The organism is Reichenbachiella sp. (assembly GCF_039944555.1).
In the GTDB taxonomy this organism is placed as follows: domain Bacteria; phylum Bacteroidota; class Bacteroidia; order Cytophagales; family Cyclobacteriaceae; genus Reichenbachiella.
Genome location: NZ_JBDUYN010000007.1, coordinates 104460 through 129062, shown reverse-complemented (window position 1 = coordinate 129062; position 24603 = coordinate 104460). Strand labels below are relative to the sequence as shown.

The 24603-nt window shown below is 41.2% G+C and carries 16 protein-coding genes; 4 read left to right on the top strand and 12 right to left on the bottom strand.

The genetic code is table 11. The features are described from left to right. Nucleotides 1–28 precede the first annotated feature (28 nt). The 5 genes from ABJD64_RS09145 to ABJD64_RS09125 form a co-directional block, all read right to left on the bottom strand. The gene (locus ABJD64_RS09145; protein WP_348181947.1) at nt 29–2830 is read right to left on the bottom strand and encodes a multicopper oxidase domain-containing protein; all 2802 of its coding nucleotides are present in this window, start codon (nt 2828–2830) and stop codon (nt 29–31) included. A 41-nt stretch (nt 2831–2871) separates the two neighbouring features. After that, on the bottom strand, nt 2872–5463 hold the full coding sequence (locus ABJD64_RS09140) for an FAD-dependent oxidoreductase (RefSeq protein WP_348181946.1): 2592 nt from the start codon (nt 5461–5463) through the stop codon (nt 2872–2874). A 62-nt stretch (nt 5464–5525) separates the two neighbouring features. Continuing rightward, on the bottom strand, nt 5526–7406 hold the full coding sequence (locus ABJD64_RS09135; RefSeq protein WP_348181945.1) for a hypothetical protein: 1881 nt from the start codon (nt 7404–7406) through the stop codon (nt 5526–5528). 393 nt (nt 7407–7799) lie between these two features. Further along, nucleotides 7800–10463: an ABC transporter permease gene (locus ABJD64_RS09130; protein ID WP_348181944.1), complete on the bottom strand. Its 2664-nt coding sequence runs from the start codon at nt 10461–10463 to the stop codon at nt 7800–7802. 7 nt (nt 10464–10470) lie between these two features. Then, a complete protein-coding gene (locus ABJD64_RS09125) occupies nt 10471–10809 on the bottom strand; it encodes a PadR family transcriptional regulator (protein WP_348181943.1) in 339 nt (112 codons plus the stop codon). Between the two features lie 216 nt (nt 10810–11025). On the opposite strand from ABJD64_RS09125, the gene ABJD64_RS09120 reads away from it, so the two are divergent. Next, a complete protein-coding gene (locus ABJD64_RS09120) occupies nt 11026–12162 on the top strand; it encodes a tetratricopeptide repeat protein (protein WP_348181942.1) in 1137 nt (378 codons plus the stop codon). Between the two features lie 9 nt (nt 12163–12171). Here the strand turns inward: ABJD64_RS09120 and ABJD64_RS09115 are convergent, their stop codons facing one another. The 3 genes from ABJD64_RS09115 to ABJD64_RS09105 form a co-directional block, all read right to left on the bottom strand. Then, the gene (locus ABJD64_RS09115) at nt 12172–12627 is read right to left on the bottom strand and encodes a hypothetical protein (RefSeq protein WP_348181941.1); all 456 of its coding nucleotides are present in this window, start codon (nt 12625–12627) and stop codon (nt 12172–12174) included. Nucleotides 12628–12657: 30 nt separating this feature from the next. Next, a complete protein-coding gene (locus tag ABJD64_RS09110) occupies nt 12658–13548 on the bottom strand; it encodes a hypothetical protein (protein ID WP_348181940.1) in 891 nt (296 codons plus the stop codon). Nucleotides 13549–13726: 178 nt separating this feature from the next. After that, nucleotides 13727–14737, bottom strand: a complete 1011-nt coding sequence (locus ABJD64_RS09105) for a class I SAM-dependent methyltransferase (protein ID WP_348181939.1) — start codon at nt 14735–14737, stop codon at nt 13727–13729. A 312-nt stretch (nt 14738–15049) separates the two neighbouring features. Between ABJD64_RS09105 and ABJD64_RS09100 the strand changes: the two genes are divergently transcribed. Together ABJD64_RS09100 and ABJD64_RS09095 are read left to right on the top strand one after the other, a co-directional pair. Then, nucleotides 15050–15607, top strand: coding sequence for a biopolymer transporter ExbD (locus ABJD64_RS09100; RefSeq protein WP_348181938.1), 558 nt, complete (start codon nt 15050–15052; stop codon nt 15605–15607). Then, nucleotides 15604–16053, top strand: coding sequence for a biopolymer transporter ExbD (locus ABJD64_RS09095; protein ID WP_348181937.1), 450 nt, complete (start codon nt 15604–15606; stop codon nt 16051–16053). The genes ABJD64_RS09100 and ABJD64_RS09095 overlap by 4 nt, the downstream gene beginning before the upstream one ends. Nucleotides 16054–16132: 79 nt before the next feature. Here the strand turns inward: ABJD64_RS09095 and ABJD64_RS09090 are convergent, their stop codons facing one another. From ABJD64_RS09090 to ABJD64_RS09075, 4 genes are all read right to left on the bottom strand, one after another. Beyond that, nucleotides 16133–16534, bottom strand: a complete 402-nt coding sequence (locus ABJD64_RS09090; protein ID WP_348181936.1) for a hypothetical protein — start codon at nt 16532–16534, stop codon at nt 16133–16135. A gap of 244 nt (nt 16535–16778) precedes the next feature. After that, the gene (locus ABJD64_RS09085; RefSeq protein WP_348181935.1) at nt 16779–17846 is read right to left on the bottom strand and encodes a helix-turn-helix transcriptional regulator; all 1068 of its coding nucleotides are present in this window, start codon (nt 17844–17846) and stop codon (nt 16779–16781) included. Between the two features lie 154 nt (nt 17847–18000). Next, a complete protein-coding gene (locus ABJD64_RS09080) occupies nt 18001–18453 on the bottom strand; it encodes a nucleoside deaminase (RefSeq protein ID WP_348181934.1) in 453 nt (150 codons plus the stop codon). Between the two features lie 37 nt (nt 18454–18490). Beyond that, entirely contained in the window at nt 18491–19798 is a 1308-nt protein-coding gene (locus ABJD64_RS09075; protein ID WP_348181933.1) for a hypothetical protein, read from the bottom strand. A gap of 725 nt (nt 19799–20523) precedes the next feature. Here ABJD64_RS09075 and ABJD64_RS09070 point away from each other — a divergent pair. Further along, nucleotides 20524–24579, top strand: coding sequence for a reprolysin-like metallopeptidase (locus ABJD64_RS09070; RefSeq protein ID WP_348181932.1), 4056 nt, complete (start codon nt 20524–20526; stop codon nt 24577–24579). Nucleotides 24580–24603: the final 24 nt, after the last annotated feature.

Genomic DNA, 24603 nt, shown 5'->3' with positions numbered 1-24603 from the left:
TAATTCATTAATAGACATTACAAATAATTTAGCACATGGTTATTCCCTTGTCTAATAGGGCAATTTGGCCATCCATAATATCATTGTTCCACTGAGGATAGGGACTATCGTCTGTAGGAATTGGAATCAATAAGTCTCCTGGTTGAGTGCCGACATTGAGGTTGGTTAAGTTGTTTTGATCAAAAAATGTGGTTGTACCGGGATCATAACAGAGCATTTTCAATGTTTCTTCAGTAAGTACTTTTTTGGCTTTCCCCACGTCCAACGTAAAAATTTGTTTAAGACTCAATGGTGGGAAAACGTTCTGGGCACTTGCTTCTTCGGCTGGCAGGGGAATGTAGTTCGGTAAGTTATTGTTTCCATCGACCACTTCTACGGCCTGCATCATTCCCCAGTCCTCATGTTGAAGCAGATGACAATGGTTAACATACTTTCCTGTATAGTCCCAAAATCTACTTCTAAAGATTACTCTTCCTCCATTGTGAGGTACATAAACTGTATCCTGCCATCGGGGAATTGGGTTTCCATCATCGTCCAGTGGAAGTAATTCGTTGCCTTCATAATCCTGAATACTCCTTACATAAAACGGATTTTGGTGCATATGAAATGGATGGTGTACCGCAGTAGTTTTTAAGGTTGATCCTGTACCTCCTGGGTTCTTAAAAGCAGGTACTCCATATATATAATCATTTGGATCACTGGCGATTCCACCCTTTTTCAAATAAGAAGTCATTGAATAGTTATAAACTGACCATTCTTCCGCCGAATTCACCAGCATTTTATGTTGAGCAGTATCCCATCCATGATCATGAGCGGTGTCGGACCCGTATTTTTTACCATCTATAAGCATGGCGTTATACAAATTACTTGCGGCACCTCCAGTAGCTTTTTGTCCATCTGGAGTTACTATATTTTCTGTGACTCCAACTACCGAATTATTGACTGAAAAGTGGCCAAAACCAGAGTACATTACTCTTCTGGCTCTTATTTTTCCGGAATTACCAGATGCGCTGAGGGATATAGGTTTTCCATCTAAAGTTGTAGCATTAGAGGGCAAATATGCAGAAGTGGTCTCATTATTATCTGATATTGTGATTTCATCAACACCTATGGGCATGAGCATTTCTTCTGCGACGAGCTTAGTACCGTTGTATACCCAATCTAACATCAAAGAACCGTCAGAATTTTTCATGGGAACCGGAAGACTCCCTGCTTCTCTTTCTACTACATTGAATTGTGCAATTTTCAAATTGGAAGCTGATGTTCCAACTTTGTTTTTATCAACTGCTTCCACCATGTCCTGGACCCAAATGGTATACGTATCTCCAGCAATTGCATCTTCGGGTACAGCCACGAGAAAATCAGCCCTATTAGCTACTCCTATGGTGATCCATTCAACCGGCATGTTCCGATAATCACCGTTTTCAGCAAAGAGATTGATTCCATCATACGCAATGTTGTTTAGACAAATCCTGTTGTCTGAAACTTCATCTGTAAACCACCTTTTAGCAGCAGAACTTGCATTTTTTGGCGGGTTGGAGCTTCCATTTTTATTGCATCTGGAAGCATCATTGTATAGATTATTCAATGGATTGATTTGTGTAGGGCCACTCTTCGGATCTCCTTTCACGATCATAAATCGAACATAGCCCTGACCATCGACACTTCCATTAAGCACTCTCAATCGGATAACCTGATTAGCAAAAACTTGCTGCTGAGGTATTTGCACCCCATTTACGGTAAGCGACTGACCGTTGACAGTTGGTTTTACAACAGTCTTTTTAGCTTGACCACCCTTCTTAATTTTGGTTGAGGTTTCGCCATCCACAGGAACCCCTTCAAAAATCCTCTGGATCAATAAAGGAAGTTCTTTGTAATCGTTGTTGCTATAAAGATTTTTTAAATAGTCATCTACAGGGCCTTCTACAATAAGAAATCCAGCCATACCACTGGCAACCTGATCATAAGTTGCCCCATGAGGATGTGGATGATACCAATGTGTTCCGGGGTAATGAGGGGTACCGTTGGGTCGTGGAAGTTTAAAATTGTAGAGTGCTGTGGCTATTTGTTCATTGTCCAATAGAACTGGACCATTTCCCTCCAAAACTCTATTGACATAGTCTTGATAGGGAATCACTCTGAGCAACACATTGTCCGAGTGGATGCTATATTGGGTGGCCTCCTGAGATTGGTGATCTATCCCTGGAGAAACATGAAGGCCATGGGTGTGTAAATTGGTTGTATGCTGTTGATGAGGGCCATACAAATGACTATTGATTTGCCAATCTTTTGTGTCAGAGGGGATTCTCGTGTCACCCATCACCTTTCTTGAACCTTGGAGAACAGCTAAATATCCGTTGTTTCCGCTCAAGGAATTGCTAAATAAAATGGTCAGGTTTTGGCTTCCTCTCAGCCTAAAAGTTGGGCCAGGAACCGTGCCGTTGTAAGCAAACAGGTTCGCGCTCTGTCCAGTACTTGCCCCGGTTGAATTCCGGTCTACATCAAGAAAATGTAGGTTATCAAAACTTCTGTTACCAACAATACTTTTAAGCCCTGTGCCCCTCAATCCTATTTTATTCGTTAGGTTAAACTCTTTTGGTGTAAACCAATTATTGGCATCTGATTGATCAGGAGGTGTTCCGTTTTTTATCAAGCCTTTTTCTGCCTTATTGTCTGAAGGAGAGACATTAGCTCCATCACAAGACGGAATAATTCCGGTCGCCAATGCGATGCCTCCGGCACCAAGAGCGGCATCTTTAAAAAAGCCTCTGCGACTTTCCACTTGTGCCTCTTTGATCGGTTTATATTTTGTGTTGGTTTTCTTTTTCACGATAGATTGATTTTTTTTAATTATTACATATCATTATTTAGCTATTCATCGACTGGTTTTTTGTCTGGAGCAAATTGCTCATCTTCGTTGAGACAAGGATTGGGATCAGGATCCTGAGTAGAGGCAGAAACCCAATCTGTACCTTGACCTAGCCAGATGCCATTGACAGACAGCCACGATGCCCATGGCAAACCGAAATTGCACTGTAGCATGGCTTCTGCAGCATTTAATGCTCCTTGTACCCATCCTTGTACATTCGAATAGCATTCACCAATAATGAAGACATTTTCATTATCAAGTGGTTTTCGAATTCTGGGTATTTGCTCGCTCTTTGCAAAACCTGATCTCCAACTGTGCCATCCGGCTCCCCAGGGGTCCTTACTCCAATCTTCAAAGTGGACATAATATGGAAGAGGGAGACTGTCGTAATCAGCCATCCTGTCGTGAAGCATTACTATTTGTTTATGGGCTTCTACACCCATCGTCAAGCTGCCGTGTCTGGGTCCGCCAGCTTGTGGGTTGCGAATATTCAAATTTTCAGTGGGTTTCCCTGAGGCCTTATTGAACAAGTGCGCTTGTTGTGTTTGGGACCCTGAGAGATGATCATAAGGTTGGCCATCCTGAAGCGCTCTCCAATACCGCGTTGCGTCTCCGCTTGTATAGCTGGCAAGCATAACCGCAGGTTTTTCCATGTCCACATAATTCCCTCCTTTGGGTATGAGTGTTGATGATGGCGGCACCGCCCTATTATAACACCAATAGTACAATTGTCTTAATCCCAAATCAGTTCTCGTTCTTCCTACTGGATAGAATTCGGACTGTTTGAGCGGGCTATTTTTATCAGGTAGATTGTTATATGGATTATTCGGACTGTTTTCCAACCACCAGGGCTTGGGATAGGCGACAAACATTCTCATAGCCAGGATATCATGTACCGAATTCCGCAATAGACTTTGCACCCCTTGGCTTCCGAAAAAGAAATTATTTTGATTGATCAATTCGAGTGACCTTCTTGGCAATGCGAGAACCAAAAAATTACAAGTTACAAGCTTGAATTGCTTCAAGACAGCCATAGACTCATCTCTTTCCTTAGATCCAGGTTGAGAAGCATTGGCTTTTATTAAATTTTCTTGATACATGTTCAAAGCCGCTGCACCTGAGATGGATAACTTCGGACCTTGCTGACGAGCATAAAACAAACATTGATATTGAGGAAAATCGCCAGTTGCTGAATCAGTTTTCGTAAATGCAATCAGTTGTTTCTTAACGACATCAACAGAGCTGTTTTTGTTGATTCCCTTTTCATCTAGTTTCCTAAACTGATTAAACAATTGTTGAGGAATTGCTGAATAACCTTCTTTTATATGTCTCCAGGCTGTTTGTTCTGAATAACTGCTAGTATTGTTATAGGTAAGTCCTCCTAGATCTGTCCCATCTGATTTTACCGAAAAATAATAGTTCTCATCAATATTGGTTTCTACTGTACCGGCATTACCTTCTTCATTATAGCCACTATCATCCTCCAGAAAAGCCACAGCTTCTTGTGTGAGGTAATTACGCTTTAGTGCCCACCAAGACCAATCAAAGAAAGGCCTTCCGGTAATTTTGGTTTTTTTCTTGGCCTGTTCATATTGATCAGCTATTTGTTTTACCCTATCCCAATCTCCGGAGTTGAATGCAAAATGATACAGTACATAGGAAAACGACCATCCATTTGCATTGCCAGGAATGGTGACCACAGTTGGGCTTTTTTCATTTGGATTAAAATTCGATTTAAATGTTATTCGAACCGAAGGATACGGTCTACTGGCTGATGCGGGTATTTCTACTATACTCGCCACATTGCGGTAATTGGCCAGGTTTGTATTAGAATTTGCGCTTGGTAGTGTATCCGAAAAAGCCAAGTCGGTTATGTAATTACCCAAGTCGAAACCTGCATTAAGAATATTCTTTTCTGTTTGACTTATGTTTGGGTAGGATTTCCAGGCCTCGCTAGACTTGGGGTTACCATTGGTGTATAGGTCTCCTCTTACATTGACAATATTGTTTTCTTCAATATTTAATTCCTGATAATAAAAAGGTTCATCGGACAGTCCCAGTGCCTCTGCTGTTTCCCATACGATTTTCATTTGTCGATCAAAACGAAAACCTCCAAATTCGGCAAATCGCAATGGCCCACTGTCCTCAGCATCAACACCTTCTATAGGTGTAGACAGCAATCTTCCTCCTACCCGCCCCGAATACTCGAATAATTTTACATCCAACTTCGTTTTGCCTTTAAGCTGTAAAAAATTAGCTATAGGAGAACTGGCTCTAGGAGGCTGGGCCTTTACTTTCGGAGTACTGCTACTTCTCTCCGAATAACTTACAGGTGTAGCCGAACTATCAACCAGTGCTAAACGCAACGCAGCATAAGCACCAGACACTCCCGCACCTACGACTACAGCATCAAAGTTTTCGCTCTCGACCAGTGATGAGTCAAGTTCGGGGAGAACATCAAGAATAGGTTTGGTGACAGAACAAGCAGCGCTAGTAGCACCCATTCCAACAGCAGCTCCTGCTCCAAGGGCTGCATTTTTTAAGAAATCTCTTCTAGAATTTGATTCTGTATTTTTATTTTTTTTCTTACTCATCGGTCAGGTTTTTTTTAAATAAGGAGTTTCAATAAGGCTATAACTGGATCTAGGTCGCAATTCTATTTCCCCACTTCTTTCAGAGGAGGGATTTCAAAATTGGTTTCTGTATCTGTCAGGGCACCATCCCTTCCGCCAAGGAGAACAAAGCTGAACGAGTATCCCTTGCTTTGAGCTACACCGTGACACCCCATACAACCGCCCATATTATAAGCCTGTCTGTTGAGTGCCGTGTTGGGGTTATTTCTCAAAAAGTCGATCGTATTGTTAACTCCAATACCAAAACCCTCATAATTGGCTATTGGCTGAGTGCCAGGAGGTTGCCCTTGGAAATGCTGAAGACCTTCATTGGTTTCAATTACAACATTGGCCAGATAAACAGGTAAACCAATTCCTTGAGGATCATTCTCGCTAATTCGGTATCTAGGCTTTTTACCTGCAGCCTCTAGCAGGCTTGAGCTGTTTACATCAATGGCCATGAATTGTGTGCCTACCAGTTGATAATTTCTCCAGACAGAGTTGGCCGGCAGCAGATTATGCACCATTTTATTGACTTCAGCGGTTGCCGGAGCCAGAGGATCGGTTGGATTGCTCAGAATAGGAAACTTAGGTACTACGCGATATACTCCATTAGTAGCCGTATCGCTAATGTCGATAGGAGGATAAAAACCCTGCGGATATTTGTAACCTCCGGGAATGGTCTCTGCTCCAGGGTCCACTTCAGGATTATAATAATTAGAATACGTGTATTTGGTGGAAGGCAGTCGCAAAGAAGTATGCTCCCAGGTTGCGAAGATGAACGTGCCGCCGATGGGATTAGCATCCTGTTCGCTATTCGTCAAATGAACTCTCTGAATGATATGCAAGCCAATTAAACCAAACAAATCTTCATAAGCTACAGGAAGTTTAGTTGCTGGATCGGTTTCATAATAAATGGCCCTGCTCGTATGATATTTAGTGGTGTCATCTACTGCAGGATCGAGTTTGACCCATGCGGCTTTGAATTGCATCGACCCAATCAATGGAGGAACAGAGTCACCAGAAGTATTGATTCTTTTATATTCAGTAGCTGTGGAGTCAGCATCATAACCAGTTTTGATGGCATAGTTAGTACCGGCTGTTTGACCTTTAGGACCAAATTTAGATGAAGTACGATAGGGCAATCTTAGTTTAGCAGAGTCAGCATCCATACTTATTGAATCGGTGTTATCAGTATAAAGCTTATTGGCGTTTATATAGTTGTAGTAGTCATAATTCAACTTTACTTCGTACAAAACGGGAACAGAATCAGAAGGAACTCCCTTCCATACCCTTGGCCCAACTGGTCTATGTAATATGGGGTTGGCATTTCCATTCGGATATTTGGTCTCCAAGACCTCAGAACCCACTTCTGCCGTTTCATCGAAGGTATTAAAGGGTGTCATTTGTTTCCGGGCCTGGGCCAAAACCCTTGTAACTCCTGATAAGGAACTGTGTTTCATATTCGGCAACGTATCCGTATTAGCAGGTCTAAGAGGGCCATATTCGGTGCGGAAGTTCCATGGAAATAATGCAGGCACATTGTTTCCATTAGTTTGATTAAAAATTTCTCTCTTTTCTTTGAAGGTTTCCCACACTAATAGGTCACCAGGCTTGGATGCGGCAAAAGTTTTGTTCACATCAGGAATTCCACGAAGAAATCCATTTGTAGTATCTGGAATAATAGCAGGCCAGCTTAGGGCAATAAAGCTGTTCCAAGCAAAAATATCAAAATCAGGCTGTGCTCTTGGGTTTGTGTTCGGAGGGGCAATTCCATTGATGTCTATCTGTAAATTATTCGTTGTGTCGCTATTAGTAAACCACAAAATTTCATTTGAATCTGCCTTATAAAAAAAGGCGCCCGTAAGTAGAAAAACGAATAATAGAATAGGTAAGCGCAGACGAGCGCTTTCTAGAAATGGCATAGTTCGGTAGGTTTGGTTGGAAATAATAAAATTATACTATAAATATAACAAAATAAATGACAGTAAAACCATTATTTCAACACTTCATTGGCGCACTAAATCACCATCAATTGACTGAATAGCACCTCTACTCCTTTCAATAAGTTAAATATATTGGAGACAGGTATTATAAAGGGAACAGTGCTTTTTTGCGGTTTTAAGGTCTAAAAAAACAATCAGAGATTTGATCAAATCGTAATGAACCTTCTCATTTGTTAGTTCTTTGAAAAGTTTGCTTAGCAAAATTCTATTTATTTCACAAATAAAAATCTTATATAAAACACATAAAAAAGCAGAGTGGTAACTTTAAGATAGTTCCCACTCTGCTTTGATATAACTCTTCTGTCTCACCGGTTAATCTTGCCTGAGGGATTCCATCGGATTGCTCATAGTTGTCTTGATTGTTTGAAAACTTACGGCCACACCTACTATGGCTACAATAGCCAATGTGGAGGATAAATAAACCCAAAGGCCTACTGTAGTCCGATCTGCAAAATTTCGCAACCAATAATCTGTTACGAAATATACCAGTGGCCATGAGACAATGGTTGCAAAGATGATCAGTCTTGCAATTTGGGTAGATAACAGCCTAACCAACGTACTGGTGCCTGCGCCAAGAATTTTGCGAATACCGATTTCTTTTCTACGAATTGAGGCCGTATACGTCACCAAACCAATGAGACCCAGACAAGCAATGAAGATGGAAAGTGTGGCAAACAAAACGAACATCTGCCCGGTTGTTGATTCCGATTTGTACAGATTTTGATAGTCTTCGTCGAAAAAGAAATAATCAAAGGGCTTATCGTTCGAATGTCTCAACCAGGCATTTTCAACAAATGTGACGGTTTCGCGAATATTCTTGCTGTTCTGCATTTTCACACTTACGTAGCCACCATTGTTGTTGGGTGCCAACTCTAACAAGACTGGAGCAACACTATTGTGAAGTGACTCAATATTATAGTCTTTGACTATTCCGATAATCGTCAGCAGCTGCCCCTTTTTCCATGGTGTAATCAGATGAGCACCCAAGGGCTCATCGATACCTAATGACTTTGCTGCAGATTCATTGAGCACAACTGCGTTGGAATCGGAAGCAAACTCTTTTGAGAAAAAGCGTCCGGCTGAAATTTCAAAACCCAACAATTCCTTGTGTTCATAAGAGACTTGGTTATTTTTAAAGAGATAGACTTCATTGTTATTATTCTTCCGATAAGATCGAGTACCATAAATTTTCCCGGGGATAGTTTCTGAGTTAGCGACGGAACTGATGTTGGGATTTTTCAATAGCTCATTTTTAAATACTTCCAGGTTATTATTTAACCAATCCGGTCTCTCTATCACCAGGATTTGCTCTTTATCAAATCCGAGATTTTTGACTAGCATATAATCAATTTGACTGTAGACTACAATCGTACCTGCAATAATGACGATAGAAGCAGAAAACTGTAGTGTTACCAGCAAATTTCGCAACCAACCAGACCTCCCTGGAGAACTGAAATTACCCTTTAGTACCTCTACCGGCTGAAACCTGGAAAGCACAAAGGAAGGATAGCTTCCTGCCAGAATGCCCACCACAATAGCGAGACCTGCCATGGCCAACCAGGCGATATAATTCGATGTGATATCGAAGGCTAGGTCATTTCCAATTAGGCCTATAAATGACGGCATGGAGGCGATGGTTATTACGAAAGCAAGTGCGCAAGCCATTAGTGAAAGGACCACCGATTCTAATATGAATTGAAATATTAGGTTTCGCTTAGTTGATCCGACCACTTTTCTAATACCAACTTCCTTGGCTCTGGTTGCTGAATGAGCGGTTGCGAGATTAATAAAATTGAATATCGCAATGAATAGAATAATTACGCCAATCAAAGCATAGGCATGGATGTAAGTAATATTACCAGTAGGCTCTAGTTCTCCGGTAGCAATGGAGTAAAGGTGGATATCTTTGATAGGCATGAGATTAAAACCGACTGAATTACCCGCTTTTTCCCAATCATCAATAGTCATTCCCGTATAATATTCTATTTCCGGTGCAATATGGTCATAGAAGATCTGCTTCATTTTCCCTTCCAACTCGTCTGTTTTGGTCTTTTCTTTTAAAACTGCATATGTGTATAAATCGGTACCAATCCAATGATTGGTATTGTTGATTGGTTTTGTATTTAATGATCCCAACATACTAAATTGGATGTGCGAATTCGGAGGAACATTCTCCAAAACTCCTGTTACGCTATAGAACACCGTATCTTCAATGACAATTTTTTGACCCATTGGGTCCTGGTCTCCAAAATACTTCCTAACGTAATCCTCTGTCAAAATAATCGATTTGGGATGTTGCAATGCAGTTCTAGGATTACCTTTCAATAGCCTAAAATCAAATACGCTAAAGAATCCAGAATCTGCGAAGAGAATTTGGCTCTCATTGATCTTTTCATTTCCGTTGTCTACCAATAGAGCACCACTTCGAAGTACTCGTGTAGTTCTTACTACTTCCGGGTAGTTATCCATCATGGATCTGGCCATTGGAGCAGCTACTGTAGCTCCATTACGAAGCTGACCTCGGATAACAGACTCCGTTCTAACTCCATAGATATTTTCATGATTAGCATGAAATCTATCATAACTCAGCTCATTAAAAATATAAAGAGATATGAATGTAAAGCTTGCCATTCCTACGGCGAGCCCTAAAATATTGATCAGAAAATAGCTCTTATGCTTTAACAGGTTTCTGATTGTGGTGAAGTAAAAGTTTTTGATCATTGCTGTGTATATGAGTGTTTTGATTGTTGTTTTCCTTCGCTGATTCCAAAATTCCTCTTTTGCCATCTTTGGTATCTCGCCGAAATCTGCTACCGCTAATTGGAATGCCTCTTTTTCATCATGGCCTTCAGCCATTAAATCTTCTATGTGATCTCTCAGGTGAAGCTCCATTTCGCGAATGGAGCCATGATCAAAGGCTCTGTGCCCATAAAAATTCCTTAGCCATTGATCGATCGAATCCTCCAGGTTAAACATGGTCTAGTTATTTTACTGTTGGCTTTGCATTCCAAATTTCATTGAGTACGGCATTCACCTGGGACCATTGTTTCTGTTCTGACACCAAAGCCTCCTTGCCTAACTTCGTAATTTCATAGTATTTCCTAGGCCTCGTTTCATTTTCCATAGTCCATTTGGACTGAATGAGTCCCTCCTTTTCGAGTCGATGAAGAACTGGATAAAGCATGCCATCAGAGTATTTCATTTGACCGCCAGATATCTCTTTGATCTTCTTAATGATCAAATAACCATAGCTATTTCCTTGTTTTAAAATACCGAGTATGATGGGTTTAGTAGAGGCAGCAGTTAAGTTTTTTGAAATCATATGATTATTTATTTGATAATTTTATATGCATAGATAAATACTAATACATAGAATACCAAAGTATACTTCGATTAAAAGCAAGAATAAGGCATGAGCTAATAAATTACTCTTTCCGGTCGACACCTCACAGTTCGTCATATATCCCACTGCTCGTCACAATCTTCTTCATTTGTACAGGATGCCAGCATACTTTCGTGCCAAACGAATAGCAAAGCCATGAAAAAATTGATAACCACGATCTTGGGTCTTTTAATAGGCCTTCATGTCATCATTGGGTGCAGTTCTTCAATCTCAGGAGAAACTTCCAATTCCAACAATACTGAGTATGAGACAGAAAGATTCAACAAACAGGATCGTGAGAAAGCGATAAGGTTAATTAGCTCCGGCAAATGGGATCAGGCATTGACTTTTTTGATTGACTATACTAACAAAAATCCCAAAAATGGAGAAAGTTGGTTCTATTTAGCGAGCGCATATCATGGCAAGCAGGATTACAAGAATGCCATTGACGCCAATCAAAAAGCCGTTGAGCTTTCACATCAGATGAGAGCCAGTGCCTATTACAATTTGGCATGTGCCTATTCATTGACCAATGACTTAGACAATGCCTCAGAAGCTCTTAAACTGGCTCAACAAAGTGGATTTCTGGATTATGACTTACTTCGAACCGATAAGGATATTGAATTACTTAGAGAAAATGACTTTATTGAGTTGCCACAAACATACGAGTATGACAGAATAGTTCACAACGGTATTGAGATCAAATATCATATCATTCTCCCCGAAAACTACAACAAGTCCAAAACCTACCCTGCCATGCTGGCCTATCCTCCCGGAAGTCAAGGGATGACTTCGGCAGATTGGGCTTTATCAGAGTTTTGGGGCACAACAGCTGGAAAAAAGGACTGGATTATAGTTGTTCCGGTAGCCCCAAAAAATGGCTGGATCAATCATCCTTCACATCACGCTTTGAATGACTTACTCAAAACTGTTAAAAGAAATTATGAGATCGAAGGCGGCAAATTTCACATGGTGGGGTTTGAATCAGGTGCTCGGCCAGCAGCTACTTTTGCATTGATGTCAAAGCAGTATTTCCAAAGTCTGACTATTATTTCTAGTTATGCCCTGGAACGATGGGATGACGAAGATTTGAGGAGTTTTAACATTATGCCTGTAAAAATGATTGTCGGCGGTGATGACGAACACGGGCTAGCGGCGGCACATCGCGTAGAAGGCCTATTCAAACAGTTCGAAGTGAAGTATGATTTAGAGATTATACCCAATGAGGCTCGTCATTTACCGAGTTTGAGAAATGCAGGTTTGATTGAAAAAATTGAAGACTTTGTGCGTTAATATCGGAAGTTACTGATGTTGTTTTCGACCGCCACCTTCTCTACTTATCAATAAATAAGCAAAGAAATAAAATAGTACAAAAACGGCATTGCTGTATAGAGTAATAGCAATAGCAGAGGTCAAAAGAAAAGTACTGAATGAAAATATCCAAAGCAGTAAATTGACGAATACAATTCGTTTCATAATCGCCAGTTGGATCGCGTCTGAATAAATTAACACCAGGTTCAACACCGACAGCATAACTTGAAATATCGTATATGACATGCTGAACATCAAGAATAAATCCCAAATACCATTGCCACCTCCTGTTTGCGCTCCTTGCATGGACTCGAACAAAGATTTCAGTTCCGGAGATGCCTGATCATAATTTACAAAAGTAGTTAAGTGCCCCAGGTAATGACCAAGTCCATGCAAAAGAATAAGGTAGTTAGCTATCTTAAAATAGAGAGAATATTTCTTTAGCATCTTGATTTTTACTTGACCTTTAGGTTCAATTTATTCAGATTCAGTTAAATAATTTGTCATTATTGTCCAGTAGTTGTCTCTAAATTCATCGGAATCCAGATTGAAGTGTTTCTTGAATGCATTTCTATACGATACACCTTCTCCCAAGTCCTCGAAATATGCTTTCAGGTTATCAATGTTCGTCCCATTTCCATTTTCTTCGTCAAGCAAGTATCTCACTCCAAGTTCGAAAAAACCATAATACTCCGTCGTGGTATTGGCGTCGGTCACAGACTCAGGAAAATCCGACCAGACGACTATACCTATAGGATTACCCTCACCCGGTACATCTTTCATCTTTTCCTGCCAGGCCTCAAGTTCTTCTACGGCCTGAATCCTATGGTTTCTTGCACCATAGTTACCAAAACCCTCTCTCATCCACACCGAGCTTGAGTTACTTCGATTTGGAGTACCTATCAATAAAAATTCGATCACATGGGTAATTTCATGCTGAAAAACGTACTGCCACATCTGGTGATCCCCAAAGAAATTCGGGCCATCCTTTGATCTTATTATAATACCATCACGATAGGCTACCGCCCTATTCCATTGATCGTAGTTAGTTAGAATATCTATTTTTCCATCACTTTGTAATGGAACAAAGTCAAAATCTTCATTGACAAGATTGAATCTGGTCATTATGTCCGTCAACGATTCCTCCGCTTTTTCAGACACCTCTTTTCGCCATGCCTGACTGGATTTGTCGCTATACACAACAAAGTTCTCACCCTCATAGGGTTCCCCGTCATGAAATAAACTTGGCCAGCCATTGGACCAGGTACCTCGCCATTTAGCCTGTGTTGTTTTTGGTTCGTCATCTTTAGAACAATTGCTAAAGACAGTGACTATAAATATGGGTAAAAGAATAGAGCTTACTTTCATGACATCAAGTTTTGGTTTTGCTATTAATAACAGTCCAAACTATGCAATCACACAAATATGGCCTCAAAACTTTTCTGACTTTTACCTGAAATTTGCCTTAAACCAAAAACCGACCTATGATTATATCGGTCTATTGGCCTAGTATCCTTCCGTTAAATGTGGTCAGCTCTTATTTCTCTTACTTTTTTTCAAAAACCAACCGTGCATGTCCCATAATTTCTCGTTCGAAACAGACTCTATTAGGTCGTACCCTCAGAACAGCAAGCTGATGGCGGAATTCTTTGTCTATAAAGAATTTGGGGATTAGTGAAGCAAACCATAAGTATTTCTTCAGATTGAATTTGTAGAACCGCTTAGTCCATTCTCTGTTGGTTTTAACGTAATCCAGACGCCCATCGCTATAAAATACTTTATTCATATATGGTTCAGCAGTTCTTACGATGTGTTCCTGACCATAAGGAACCCATGAATCTGGATTGTGCTTACGAAGTAACGCAATAAAATAACTGTCAGAGTCTTTTGGTGCGTTGATATCAATATCGTCAAACGGAATCATGTTCTTTTCGAAAGTCATGCTTTGCATATAGAACCGCCCACCGGGATTAAGAAGGTTAGCCACATGTTTGAAATAGTCCTCATATACAGCATCTTGCCGGCCCTCACGGTAGTCCTTTACCGAAGATACATGCTCAAAACTGCCAAAAGCAGTCACCGCATCGAACATACCAAAGTCTTCAGGCTTGACGAATCGGGCGTCTTTGATGTGTGCATCCAGTCCGTTGGACACACATGCCGCCACTTGTCCATCGGACAGGTTTACACCCACTCCTTCAGCTCCTATCTCATCCCTTAAATACTTGAGCCAACCACCCCAACCGCAACCCAGGTCCAGAACTTTACTACCCTTTTTGATCCCAAGTTCTTTAGCCACAAACTCATATTTTTTTAGTTGTGCTTCATCAAGCGACATGGAGTAATCCCCGTTGTACATGGCATTACTGAAATGGGCAGTTTCACCCAGACTTAACCTGATAAATTTATCGATATTGGAATAGGTAAAATCCATTTCCTTTTTCTTGTCCCAAGTCTGTCCGTCGCTCTCACTCTTACTCGATCCTATCCATTTGTCTGACAGGTTTTCAGGTTTAATAGCTTGTTCGTCTTCAAGTTCTTGCAGTTTTTGACTCATGTTTATTGGTTTAGGAGGTGAAAGATAATTATCTCAGTTGCGTATGCGCTAAAGATATTTTTACTGTTCATAATTTACTGAATTGCTCTAAGTAAACCATAATTATTTCCTATTCCTTCACCTATTGTTTCTTGATAGACCAATTTTGGAGGTAGTCATACAATAGATAGAAGTTTCTTTCTAAGCCAAAAGAACCAGTGATCTTGTCACCCAGAATCATGGCAACCCTTCCTTGCTGAATAAAGGATCCAACCGAAATAAACATTAATATGTGACTATTCAGCATTCTCGGATTAATACTGTAAAAAGCCTATGAAATTGAAAAAAACAAAAGTAGAGCCGAAAGTCTCAGCCGGGTCTATGGCGGACATCGCCTTTTTATTGCTGATTTTCTTTCTGGTGAGTACGAATTTACTTCAGGATAAAGGACTCATGCTACAGCTCCCTCCAGATGTACCTCCAACTGATACTCCGATCAAAGACAGAAACTTGTTTAAGGTACTGATCAATTCTAAAAATGAATATCTCATAGAAGGTAAAGTGAGGTCTGATCTGGCAGGCCTACATGATGAAGTCAAAATGTTCGTACTCAACCCTTCCTCTAATCCTTCTCTTTCTGAAAGTCCTAAGAAGGCAATTATTTCCATTAAAACTCAGCGCGGCGCCCATTATGCATCATTTATTGCAGCCCTCGACATCATCAAAGAATCCTACTACCAGATGTATGGCGAGCAGGTTGGTTTATCCTCTGAAGAATACAGGAGGCTCAATCGTAACATTCCAAAGGAATATAGCTTATACCTGAAAGGTAAAATGAACCTACCTATGAACATATCCATTGCAGAACCAGACCAAATCAGTACACTATGAAAATCAAGAGAAAAACCGGGACTAACACAGAGATATCAACCGCCTCCATGCCGGACATTGTATTCCTGCTGCTGTTCTTTTTTATGGTGACAGCCACGATAAAAGTGAAAGATGAACAATTGAATGTCAATGTTCCCGATGCCCAGGCGGTCAACTCCGTCGACAAAAAGTTTCTCATCAAAGAACTAACTGTGGGCTTTCCTAAAGATGTGCGACTGGGTCATTCACCAAGAATTTCAGCAGACAAGCAAATGATCACTCTCAATCAGATTGGTCAGTGGGTACAACGACAGAAGACCGATCTGGGTGAGCAATACAAGGATCAAATGATTGTCATGCTCAGAGCTGATGAAAAGGTGGATATGGGCTTCATTGGTGATATTCAGTCGGAGCTTAGAAAAAATAATGCAAGAAAGATTCTATATAGAACCCTGGTACACAATTAGTCCGATTGGCAATGTTGTCAAAGTAAAAAAACATAGAGACCCGGCTCCCGCTGGTCTCTATGCTAATATATAGGTGAATCTATTGTTTGGTCATAGTAACAGTATAACTACACCCATCTTCACTATCGATCCAATTGGCGGACAAGGTACCCGAAACCAATGTATAACTTACATCCGTACAACCATTGTCCGGAACACAAAGCTTTAAACCTGATGCGTCTCCTGTAGCGGTGCCCTGTAGCACTACCTCAGGATAGGACCCCGAATAACCACCATTTGATGAAAAAGTAAGCGTCATACAGCCAGCGGTATCGCACGCAGCATTATCTCCTGAGGCCGTGCAATTAGTCCTCGAAAAAGCCGATGAACTCCACGTGCCTACCAGTTCAACAGGAAAGTCAACGGAGCCATCATCATCATCGCTACTACAGTTGAACAAAATAATGGAGCTTAGTATAGCCAGTGCTATTCTTCTTTTCATAATCGTAAATGTTTAAGTTATCTATTGATTTCGTGCCTCTCTGATACCCAGTCATACTTCTATATTTCGAGCTATGTCCAGAGCGCAGGAAAATCAATTTTCAGAATGGATTAAAAGTATAGATCTGGGAAGGCATAGCTGTTTCGTACATAAGAAATATTGATGTACGTAAAAGTATGACTGCAACTTCTGAGTAGCCTAGCTTAAAGAGGTATAAGAAGTTCACCTGGAGCTTAGTTGAACTCTATGGTACGCGAACTGAACTAATAAACTCTTTTGGGAGCATTCCGGTCTTCTTTCTGAAGGCCTTTATGAAAGTGGTTTTTGACCTGAATCCGGCTTCCTCGGCGATGGTCTTGATCGTGTACTGTCTGTCATCCCCCATTTTGAAGCGCTCTATCGTATCTGCTACCCTATAGTCGTTCACAAAATCATAATAGCTACATTTAAAATGCTCCTTCAGTACCAATGTTAAGGCATGGGTAGAAGCATTCATTTGCCCGGCGATAACAGCAAGTGAGAGATCTGGTTTTTTAAACAGTTTTTCTTCTTCCATCAGGTTCTCAAGATGGGCGGCCAAATCTGTTGTTCTAACCGATGGCGGCTTTTTATCTGCGATCATATAAGCAATCGGTTTTATAGGATGCATTATGAAATGATAACCCAGATAAAGATTCAGATACAACATCAACAGCCAAAGTGGGTAAAATGCGGTATCAGGTAATTGCGCCGGATATACTGAAACATCTGCCAGAAATAAACCGATCCAAAGCAAGAAGATGATCACAATGATTACAAAAACATGCACTAATCTTGAAAGATTGGAGGGGCCATTTAATGCAATCCGGATGGCGCGATAGAGGTAAAAACCATTATAGAAAATAGCGATCCCCTCATAGATATGAAGTGTCAAAGGATCAAACAAAATTTCAAACTTATCGTCGATTGCAAAAAAATAAATATATCCCCATAAAATCATGGTTAATAAAATATCCAGATAGCCCCCAATCAAATGTTTATGCTTAATTACTTGCTTACCATTTGTCCCGAACAAGGCCTGCGAAAAAGCATAGATCAATGGTCCCAAAAAATAGACCACCGGAAACCGGTCGATACAAAACCAATCGTAATCGTAAGCTAAATAGGGAATCAATATCCAACTCGCGAAATTCAAAGAGGTAAGAAAAATGAAAAAGGTCAAAGCTCGGTTCGCCTGATTGTATCTTTTAGGACTCACATAGATGAGAATCAAAAAGAACATGGAATTGACCAGGCTGGTCATTAAAATAATTTCTACTATTCCTAAATCCATAGATTGGCGGCTGGTTTGATTATTGGTAAATCTAGGCTCCTGATTTCAGGCATAAAGTAAAGTCATTTGTTTTTAAACATATTCGAGGTTTTCATAAAGTAGAGGCTAATATTTGACAAAAGGCTTGAATAATCACACATACATTCTCGGAATGTTAATAATCCACCCGATCGGGACTCTCTTCCCATTTTTTAAAAGCTTCTTTGGCCTCCTCTCTCAACATTTGTCGGGTGAACAACTTGCGTTGGTTAATCGGTTTTTCTATCTCCTCGTAGATAAACTGGTCATTAAAATTGATGTGTGCGGCATCCTCCTTTGAATTAGCGTAGTATATTTTGTCTGGTCTTGCCCAATAGATTGCTCCGAGACACATGGGACAGGGCTCGCAGCTGGTGTAGATTTCGCAACCGTCAAGTTGAAAACTGTCGAGGTATTTACACGCGCTTCTTATGGCCAAAATCTCCGCATGAGCGGTTGGATCATTGGCAGTAGTCACTTGATTCCTACCTCGTCCGATGATTTTGCCATCCTTTACCACTACGGCACCAAACGGTCCTCCATGTCCAGATGTAACATTCTCAATGGAGAGCTTGATGGCTTCTCTCATGAATTTTTCACTACCACTTGACATAACTCAGAATAGGCTACTTAGAATAGGTTTTTTCGTTAAGATAATTCATTGTACGTAGCGGCTTCTCCATTTTCCTAAGCGCATCCTGACCTACTTTTGGCAGTTTTAAATAATGCATACTGCCCATCAGGTCACCTTCCACCTGCTGGTATTTTCTGCCAGGGATATACATGGCATATTTTCCCGTCCGTTCATTGAAAATCAGGTATTCCTTTGCGTACAAATTAATTACGTCCTCGGATGTCCAATCCGTATCCTCATTCGGGCGAATGTTTTTAGTTACACTACCTCCAGCCGATCTCAATTCCTGGTCGGCGCTTTCCAATGCAGCTCCTGTGACTGCATTAGCCAGCTCCCCTCCTGTACTAGGCGTAGAAGGGTGCGGATTACGAATGTGAATCAACCCACCCGATCGATCCAGGACCTTGACATATTCATTTTCAAAATTTACATACTCTACGATTTTTCCATCTTTGCTGAAAACCAATCTTTTCAGGGCTCCATTATTAGTATAATATTCTACATCACCATTGGTTCTGGTTAAGGTCACATCACGTACAAACCAAATACCCGGAAATTCTGAAATTGTAATTTTGCCCTTTATTTTTTCACCTGATGAGGTAATAGCATAACCATTTGTGTTTTGATCTAAACCAGCCAGTAGCACCGGGTCAAGTGAGTCATAACTGCTATTATCCCTATCGTTCACGACCAAGGTTGTGCTACCTGATGTTTGTGCTTCTTTCCTTTTTCCCACTCCAAAATTGGACAACTGACTAGCCTCAAATTTGAACTTCTGTTTGTCCCCAGTCTTTACATCAATTTGAATAATTTTTTTCCGCACCTCCTTAATGGAGATTTTTCCTTGGTAGGTCTGTCCTTCTTTGGTCACCACATACCCATAGGCCGTACTTCCTTTTCTTGTATTACTTGGCTTCGAAGGCGCACCCGTATTTGACCCCAGCTTGACTTTATCTACCGTATACCACTCAAATTCACCAGGTGTGTCATTTGTCAGATTTTCAGATAGCCCAAACTCTACCAAGCTTCTTAGTGAGAATTTATATTTTTCACCGGCATCGGTCTTAAAATTGACACCATATAGCCTATCGTATGAATATCCAATAATAGAAATTTGACCGTCTAGTCTGGTGCCATCCAACAATTGAACATATCCATTTTGATAGTTGGAAGCGTACTCATGAAAGGAGGTTTTTTGCGCTTGATAATTTCCGGCCTGACTTCTGTTTATCTGTCCGTAAGTAGAATTGTTGAAGCAACAGATAAGGACAATACAAAAAAATCTAAAAAATATTTTCATCAAAATGAGATTAAAAAGTCGTGAGATTCATGTTATACCTAGACACTAATCTAACCAATATATTTCATTAATATAAACAGCTGAAAAACAGAAACATATAAAAGAATTCGTGATTCTTTTATTCAATCATCCGAACCGCTACTTCCTTAAGACTACTTAAACCAATGAATATCATTTTTACCTTAACAGATACTTTTTTGACATGCTAAATTTCGCACTGATTTTGGTTTATAAATTTATCCAACATATATTCGGGGTTTCGTAAACCCAAATATTATTCGCTAAACAACCTAACCGGCCGTGTATTTACCCAACCTAACTAACCAAAATGAAATATTCTATGGAATAGATCATTTGTCACCAAGCAACATTGAGAAAAAGATGACTACGCAACTCAACCCAAAACTCTGCAGTGGTCTATTGCAGAACTACCAGCTCGATATTTACTGTAGCCAAGAATGGGTCGTATAGCCCACTTCAACTTCATCCAGTGATTAACTGCCCGACTCGGGTATCAATCAGGGAACAAAATCACAGGATAAAACCGTCTTTTCTGACGCATTGATAGCTACTATCGGTGAAGTTCAAAACATTTCGTCGTGTTCACAATGTCATTATTGCGAGCTCAACAACAGGAGACTTGAGCTTAATCAGGACAGAAGCATTTCTTAATACTCAACAACACCATTATTCAACTAATTACTTAACTATTTAACCCAATTAAGATGAAAAAAGCTTTACTAACGCTATTTCTCCCACTGGTTTTTGGTTACGGCTATGCCCAAACCAAAAACAACAGTTGGACCTCCAGTAGTCCCACTGGAGCCACACTCAACTCCAGGGTGATTACGCAGGAGTCAGAGGTATATGACCTTGACATTGCCTCATTAAAACAAAACCTGACACAGGTGCAGAGCAGGGATGCAGCCAGTGGCAGAACAAACCATATCATTAGTTTCCCCACTGCTAGTGGACGTGTAGAAGCGTTTCGTGTGGTGGAAGCCTCAGCTTTACATCCTGATTTAGCAGCCAGGTATCCTGGCATAAAATCCTATGCAGGACAAGGAGTAGATGACCCGAGTGCAACCATTCGATTCAGTTTGTCTGACCAGGCCGGATTTCATGGAATGATTCTATCAGGTACCGAAGGACTCAGCTATATTGATCCTTTCACCGAGGATTTAAAAAGCTACAAAGTTTATGCAAGACAAAGCATTGACAATTTAGTGTCTGAGTTTCAGTGTATGACCGACGAGGAAGTCAATTTGCCCTCGTTGATGAATAACGGACAAGGAAGTGCACAAAGAACCGATGACAAAAAGCTAAGGAAATACAGATTAGCTATGTCATGTACAGCAGAGTATGGCAATATTTTCGCAGGCTCAGGTACCGACGCACAGAAGAAGGCTAATATCCTGGCTCAAATGAACATAACCATGACGCGTGTGAACGGAGTCTATGAACGTGACCTGGCTATAACCATGGAATTGGTACCAAACAATGATGCCATAATCTATTATGGCAGTACCAACTCTGACCCCTGGACCAACGAATACAACAACAAAACTCAACAAGTGATTGATGCGGCTATCGGAGATGGCAACTATGATATTGGGCACAATTTCAACACAACTGGTGGTGGAAATGCAGGTTGTATTGGTTGTGTGTGTACAAGTGGCAGCAAAGGAAGCGGATACACAGGTAGATCAGACCCCACCGGAGATCCATTTGATATTGACTATGTAGCTCATGAGATTGGCCACCAGTTTGGCGGCTATCATACACAAAGCAATTCAAGTTGTAGAAGTGGTAGTGGATCTACGGAAGTAGAACCAGGTAGTGGTAGCTCAATTATGGGATACGCGGGTATCTGTGCAGCCAATGTTCAGAGCAATAGTGATGCATATTTTAACTATGTGAACATCAGAGATATATCTGCCAATATACAAACGGGTACAAGCTCAAGCTGTGCACAGGTGGTAAATTTATCCAACAACCCTCCTACTGCTAATGCCGGCTCAAACTATTCAATCCCTAAATCAACCGCCTTTATACTTAGAGGTCAGGGTTCAGATCCTGACGGAGATGCCATCACCTACACTTGGGAACAAAATGACCCTGAGAACCCTAATTCAAACGCTGCACCGTCGTCTACAAGAACGACCGGCCCAATGTTTAGATCAAAAGAAGGCACTACTTCTCCTGACAGATATATGCCTCAAATCTCTGATGTGGTCGCAGGTAATTTAACTCCTACATGGGAGGTCGTACCTTCAGTGGCGAGAAGTATGGAATTTGCCTTAACTGTAAGAGACAATAAGGCAGGCGGCGGTCAGACTGATGACGATTTAATGTCAGTAACAGTTGTGAACGTGACTCCATTTACTATGTCGGCACCAAACACTGCTGTGACCTGGAATGTAGGACAAACAGAAACAGTAACCTGGAATGTTGGCTCTACCAATTCATCTCCAATCAACTGTGCAAATGTCAATATTTTGTTGTCTACCGATGGAGGACTTACTTACCCAGTCACCTTGCTATCCAATACGGCCAATGATGGATCGGCTAGCATATCCGTACCTAACAATGTATCTACTACTTGTAGAGTAATGGTGGCTGCAGCTGATAATATCTTCTATGATATTTCGAACATCAATTTCTCTATTGAAGGAGCCATCGCATGTAATGCCACCACTCCTACCGGTCTGGCAGCATCCAATATTGGCTCGGCTACGGTTGATCTAAACTGGAATTCTGTAGCAGGTGCTTCTTATGAGATAAGGCACAGAGCTACCGGTACTTCAACCTGGGCGACTACAGCATCAGGCAGCAACAGTCTTTCTCTTTCGGGATTGTCCGCACTGACTGAATATGAGGCCCAGGTAAGAAGTGTATGTACGAGTTCAAGTTCTTCTTATAGCTCTTCGGTCGTGTTTACTACCACCGAAGTCCAGCTTAACTATTGTGCTTCGAATGGCAACAATACCAGTGATGAATATATAGGAAGAGTACAGTTAGGTGCAATTGACAACAGCACCGGGGCTGGTTCTGGTGGATATTCAGACCATACTTCAATATCAACTACTTTGACAATCGGTGATGCCAACACCATCACCATTACTCCAACTTGGACAGGAACTGTTTACAATGAAGGCTACTCTGTATGGGTAGACTATAACCAGGATGGCGATTTTGGAGACTCAGGTGAACAGGTGTGGTCAGCTTCTGCATCGCAAACCACACCAGTAGCTGGTTCATTCACAGCTCCTGCAACAGCTACAGTCGGCAATACTCGAATGAGAGTATCTATGAAGTATAATGGTGTACCAACGAATTGTGAATCATTTGATTACGGTGAAGTAGAAGATTATACGGTAAATATTCAAAATTCAACTCCGGATACAGAAGCACCTTCCACTCCTTCTGGATTGGCTACAGCCAACATCACAGAAACTTCATTGGACTTATCATGGACAGCGTCTACTGACAATGTAGGTGTTACCGGATATAATATCTACTTGAATGGAAGTCTTCACGGAAACTCCTCGAGTACGTCATATTCATTTACTGGGTTATCGGCAAGTACTACTTACGCTCTAGCTGTGAGCGCATCAGATGCAGTAGGAAACGTATCCTCAAATGGAAGCATCAATGCGACTACACTTGACCCTGTAAGTGGCTGTGTTGGAGGAATTTCAGCCTTCCCTTATGCAGAAGGGTTTGAAAGTGGTCTTGGTGCTTGGACACAAAGCTCAGCCGATGATATCGATTGGACGGTGGATGCCAGCGGCACACCATCCAACAACACTGGGCCGTCGTCTGCAACCGAAGGTTCTAACTATCTCTATGTTGAGTCTTCCGGAAATGGTACAGGTTTCCCAAACAAGGTAGCCACCATAAACAGTCCATGTATCGATTTGTCAGCTCAGTCAGCTGCAACCGTTACTTTCTCCTACCACATGTATGGTGCAACTATGGGTAGCCTGAATTTGCAAGCAAGTACCGATGGTGCGGCATGGGCTTCCCTGTGGAGTTTGTCAGGAAACCAAGGCAATACTTGGTCTAGTGCCAATGTTGACCTTACCGCCTATGCTGGTGGTTCTGTACAGCTCCGGTTTGTCGGAACTACCAATTCCAGCTACACCAGCGATATGGCCATTGACAAACTCAACATATCCTCAGGTACCACTGGTGGTTGTACAGATGTGACACTTACTTTAACCCTGGATGATTATCCTGCAGAAACTAGCTGGGCGATAACGGATGATCAGGGAGGCACTGTCATGTCTGGTGGATCTTATGACGCAAACAATGATAAAGGTGCTACAAAAATAGACACAAGCTGTCTGGCAGACGGCTGCTATACCTTTACCATCAACGATTCTTACGGTGACGGTATTTGCTGTAGCTATGGAAACGGCTCTTACTCATTAGAGGATGCCAACAGTACGCTTCTAGCTTCTGGAGGAACGTTTACAAATTCCCAGGCTACCAACTTCTGTCTGAATGGATCAACAGCGAGAAATGCATCTGTTGTCGAACGTTTTGTGCCTGTTAGCCAACCTCGGGTATTTCCGAATCCGGCTTCCGATGTATTGTTTATCAATGCACCTGCCGATTTGGTAGCTGTCAGGGTTTTGACTGTTAGTGGATTACAGATCACAGAAGTAAAACTTTCAGATCGAGGGCTTGATGTGTCTTCTTTAAATCCGGGTGTCTACATCATTTCGATGCTCACGGAAAAGGCAACATTAAATGCGAGATTTATCAAAAAGTAATTTTTATAAGAATTAATATTAAAC

Excerpts from the sequence above, each read along its gene's own strand:
- ABJD64_RS09140 (WP_348181946.1), bottom strand. The coding sequence starts at position 5,463 with ATGAGTAAGAAAAAAAATAAAAATACAGAATCAAATTCTAGAAGAGAT.
- ABJD64_RS09135 (WP_348181945.1), bottom strand. The coding sequence starts at position 7,406 with ATGCCATTTCTAGAAAGCGCTCGTCTGCGCTTACCTATTCTATTATTC.
- ABJD64_RS09130 (WP_348181944.1), bottom strand. The coding sequence starts at position 10,463 with ATGTTTAACCTGGAGGATTCGATCGATCAATGGCTAAGGAATTTTTAT.
- ABJD64_RS09125 (WP_348181943.1), bottom strand. The coding sequence starts at position 10,809 with ATGATTTCAAAAAACTTAACTGCTGCCTCTACTAAACCCATCATACTC.
- ABJD64_RS09120 (WP_348181942.1), top strand. The coding sequence starts at position 11,026 with ATGAAAAAATTGATAACCACGATCTTGGGTCTTTTAATAGGCCTTCAT.
- ABJD64_RS09115 (WP_348181941.1), bottom strand. The coding sequence starts at position 12,627 with ATGCTAAAGAAATATTCTCTCTATTTTAAGATAGCTAACTACCTTATT.
- ABJD64_RS09110 (WP_348181940.1), bottom strand. The coding sequence starts at position 13,548 with ATGAAAGTAAGCTCTATTCTTTTACCCATATTTATAGTCACTGTCTTT.
- ABJD64_RS09105 (WP_348181939.1), bottom strand. The coding sequence starts at position 14,737 with ATGAGTCAAAAACTGCAAGAACTTGAAGACGAACAAGCTATTAAACCT.
- ABJD64_RS09100 (WP_348181938.1), top strand. The coding sequence starts at position 15,050 with ATGAAATTGAAAAAAACAAAAGTAGAGCCGAAAGTCTCAGCCGGGTCT.
- ABJD64_RS09095 (WP_348181937.1), top strand. The coding sequence starts at position 15,604 with ATGAAAATCAAGAGAAAAACCGGGACTAACACAGAGATATCAACCGCC.
- ABJD64_RS09090 (WP_348181936.1), bottom strand. The coding sequence starts at position 16,534 with ATGAAAAGAAGAATAGCACTGGCTATACTAAGCTCCATTATTTTGTTC.
- ABJD64_RS09085 (WP_348181935.1), bottom strand. The coding sequence starts at position 17,846 with ATGGATTTAGGAATAGTAGAAATTATTTTAATGACCAGCCTGGTCAAT.
- ABJD64_RS09080 (WP_348181934.1), bottom strand. The coding sequence starts at position 18,453 with ATGAGAGAAGCCATCAAGCTCTCCATTGAGAATGTTACATCTGGACAT.
- ABJD64_RS09075 (WP_348181933.1), bottom strand. The coding sequence starts at position 19,798 with ATGAAAATATTTTTTAGATTTTTTTGTATTGTCCTTATCTGTTGCTTC.
- ABJD64_RS09070 (WP_348181932.1), top strand. The coding sequence starts at position 20,524 with ATGAAAAAAGCTTTACTAACGCTATTTCTCCCACTGGTTTTTGGTTAC.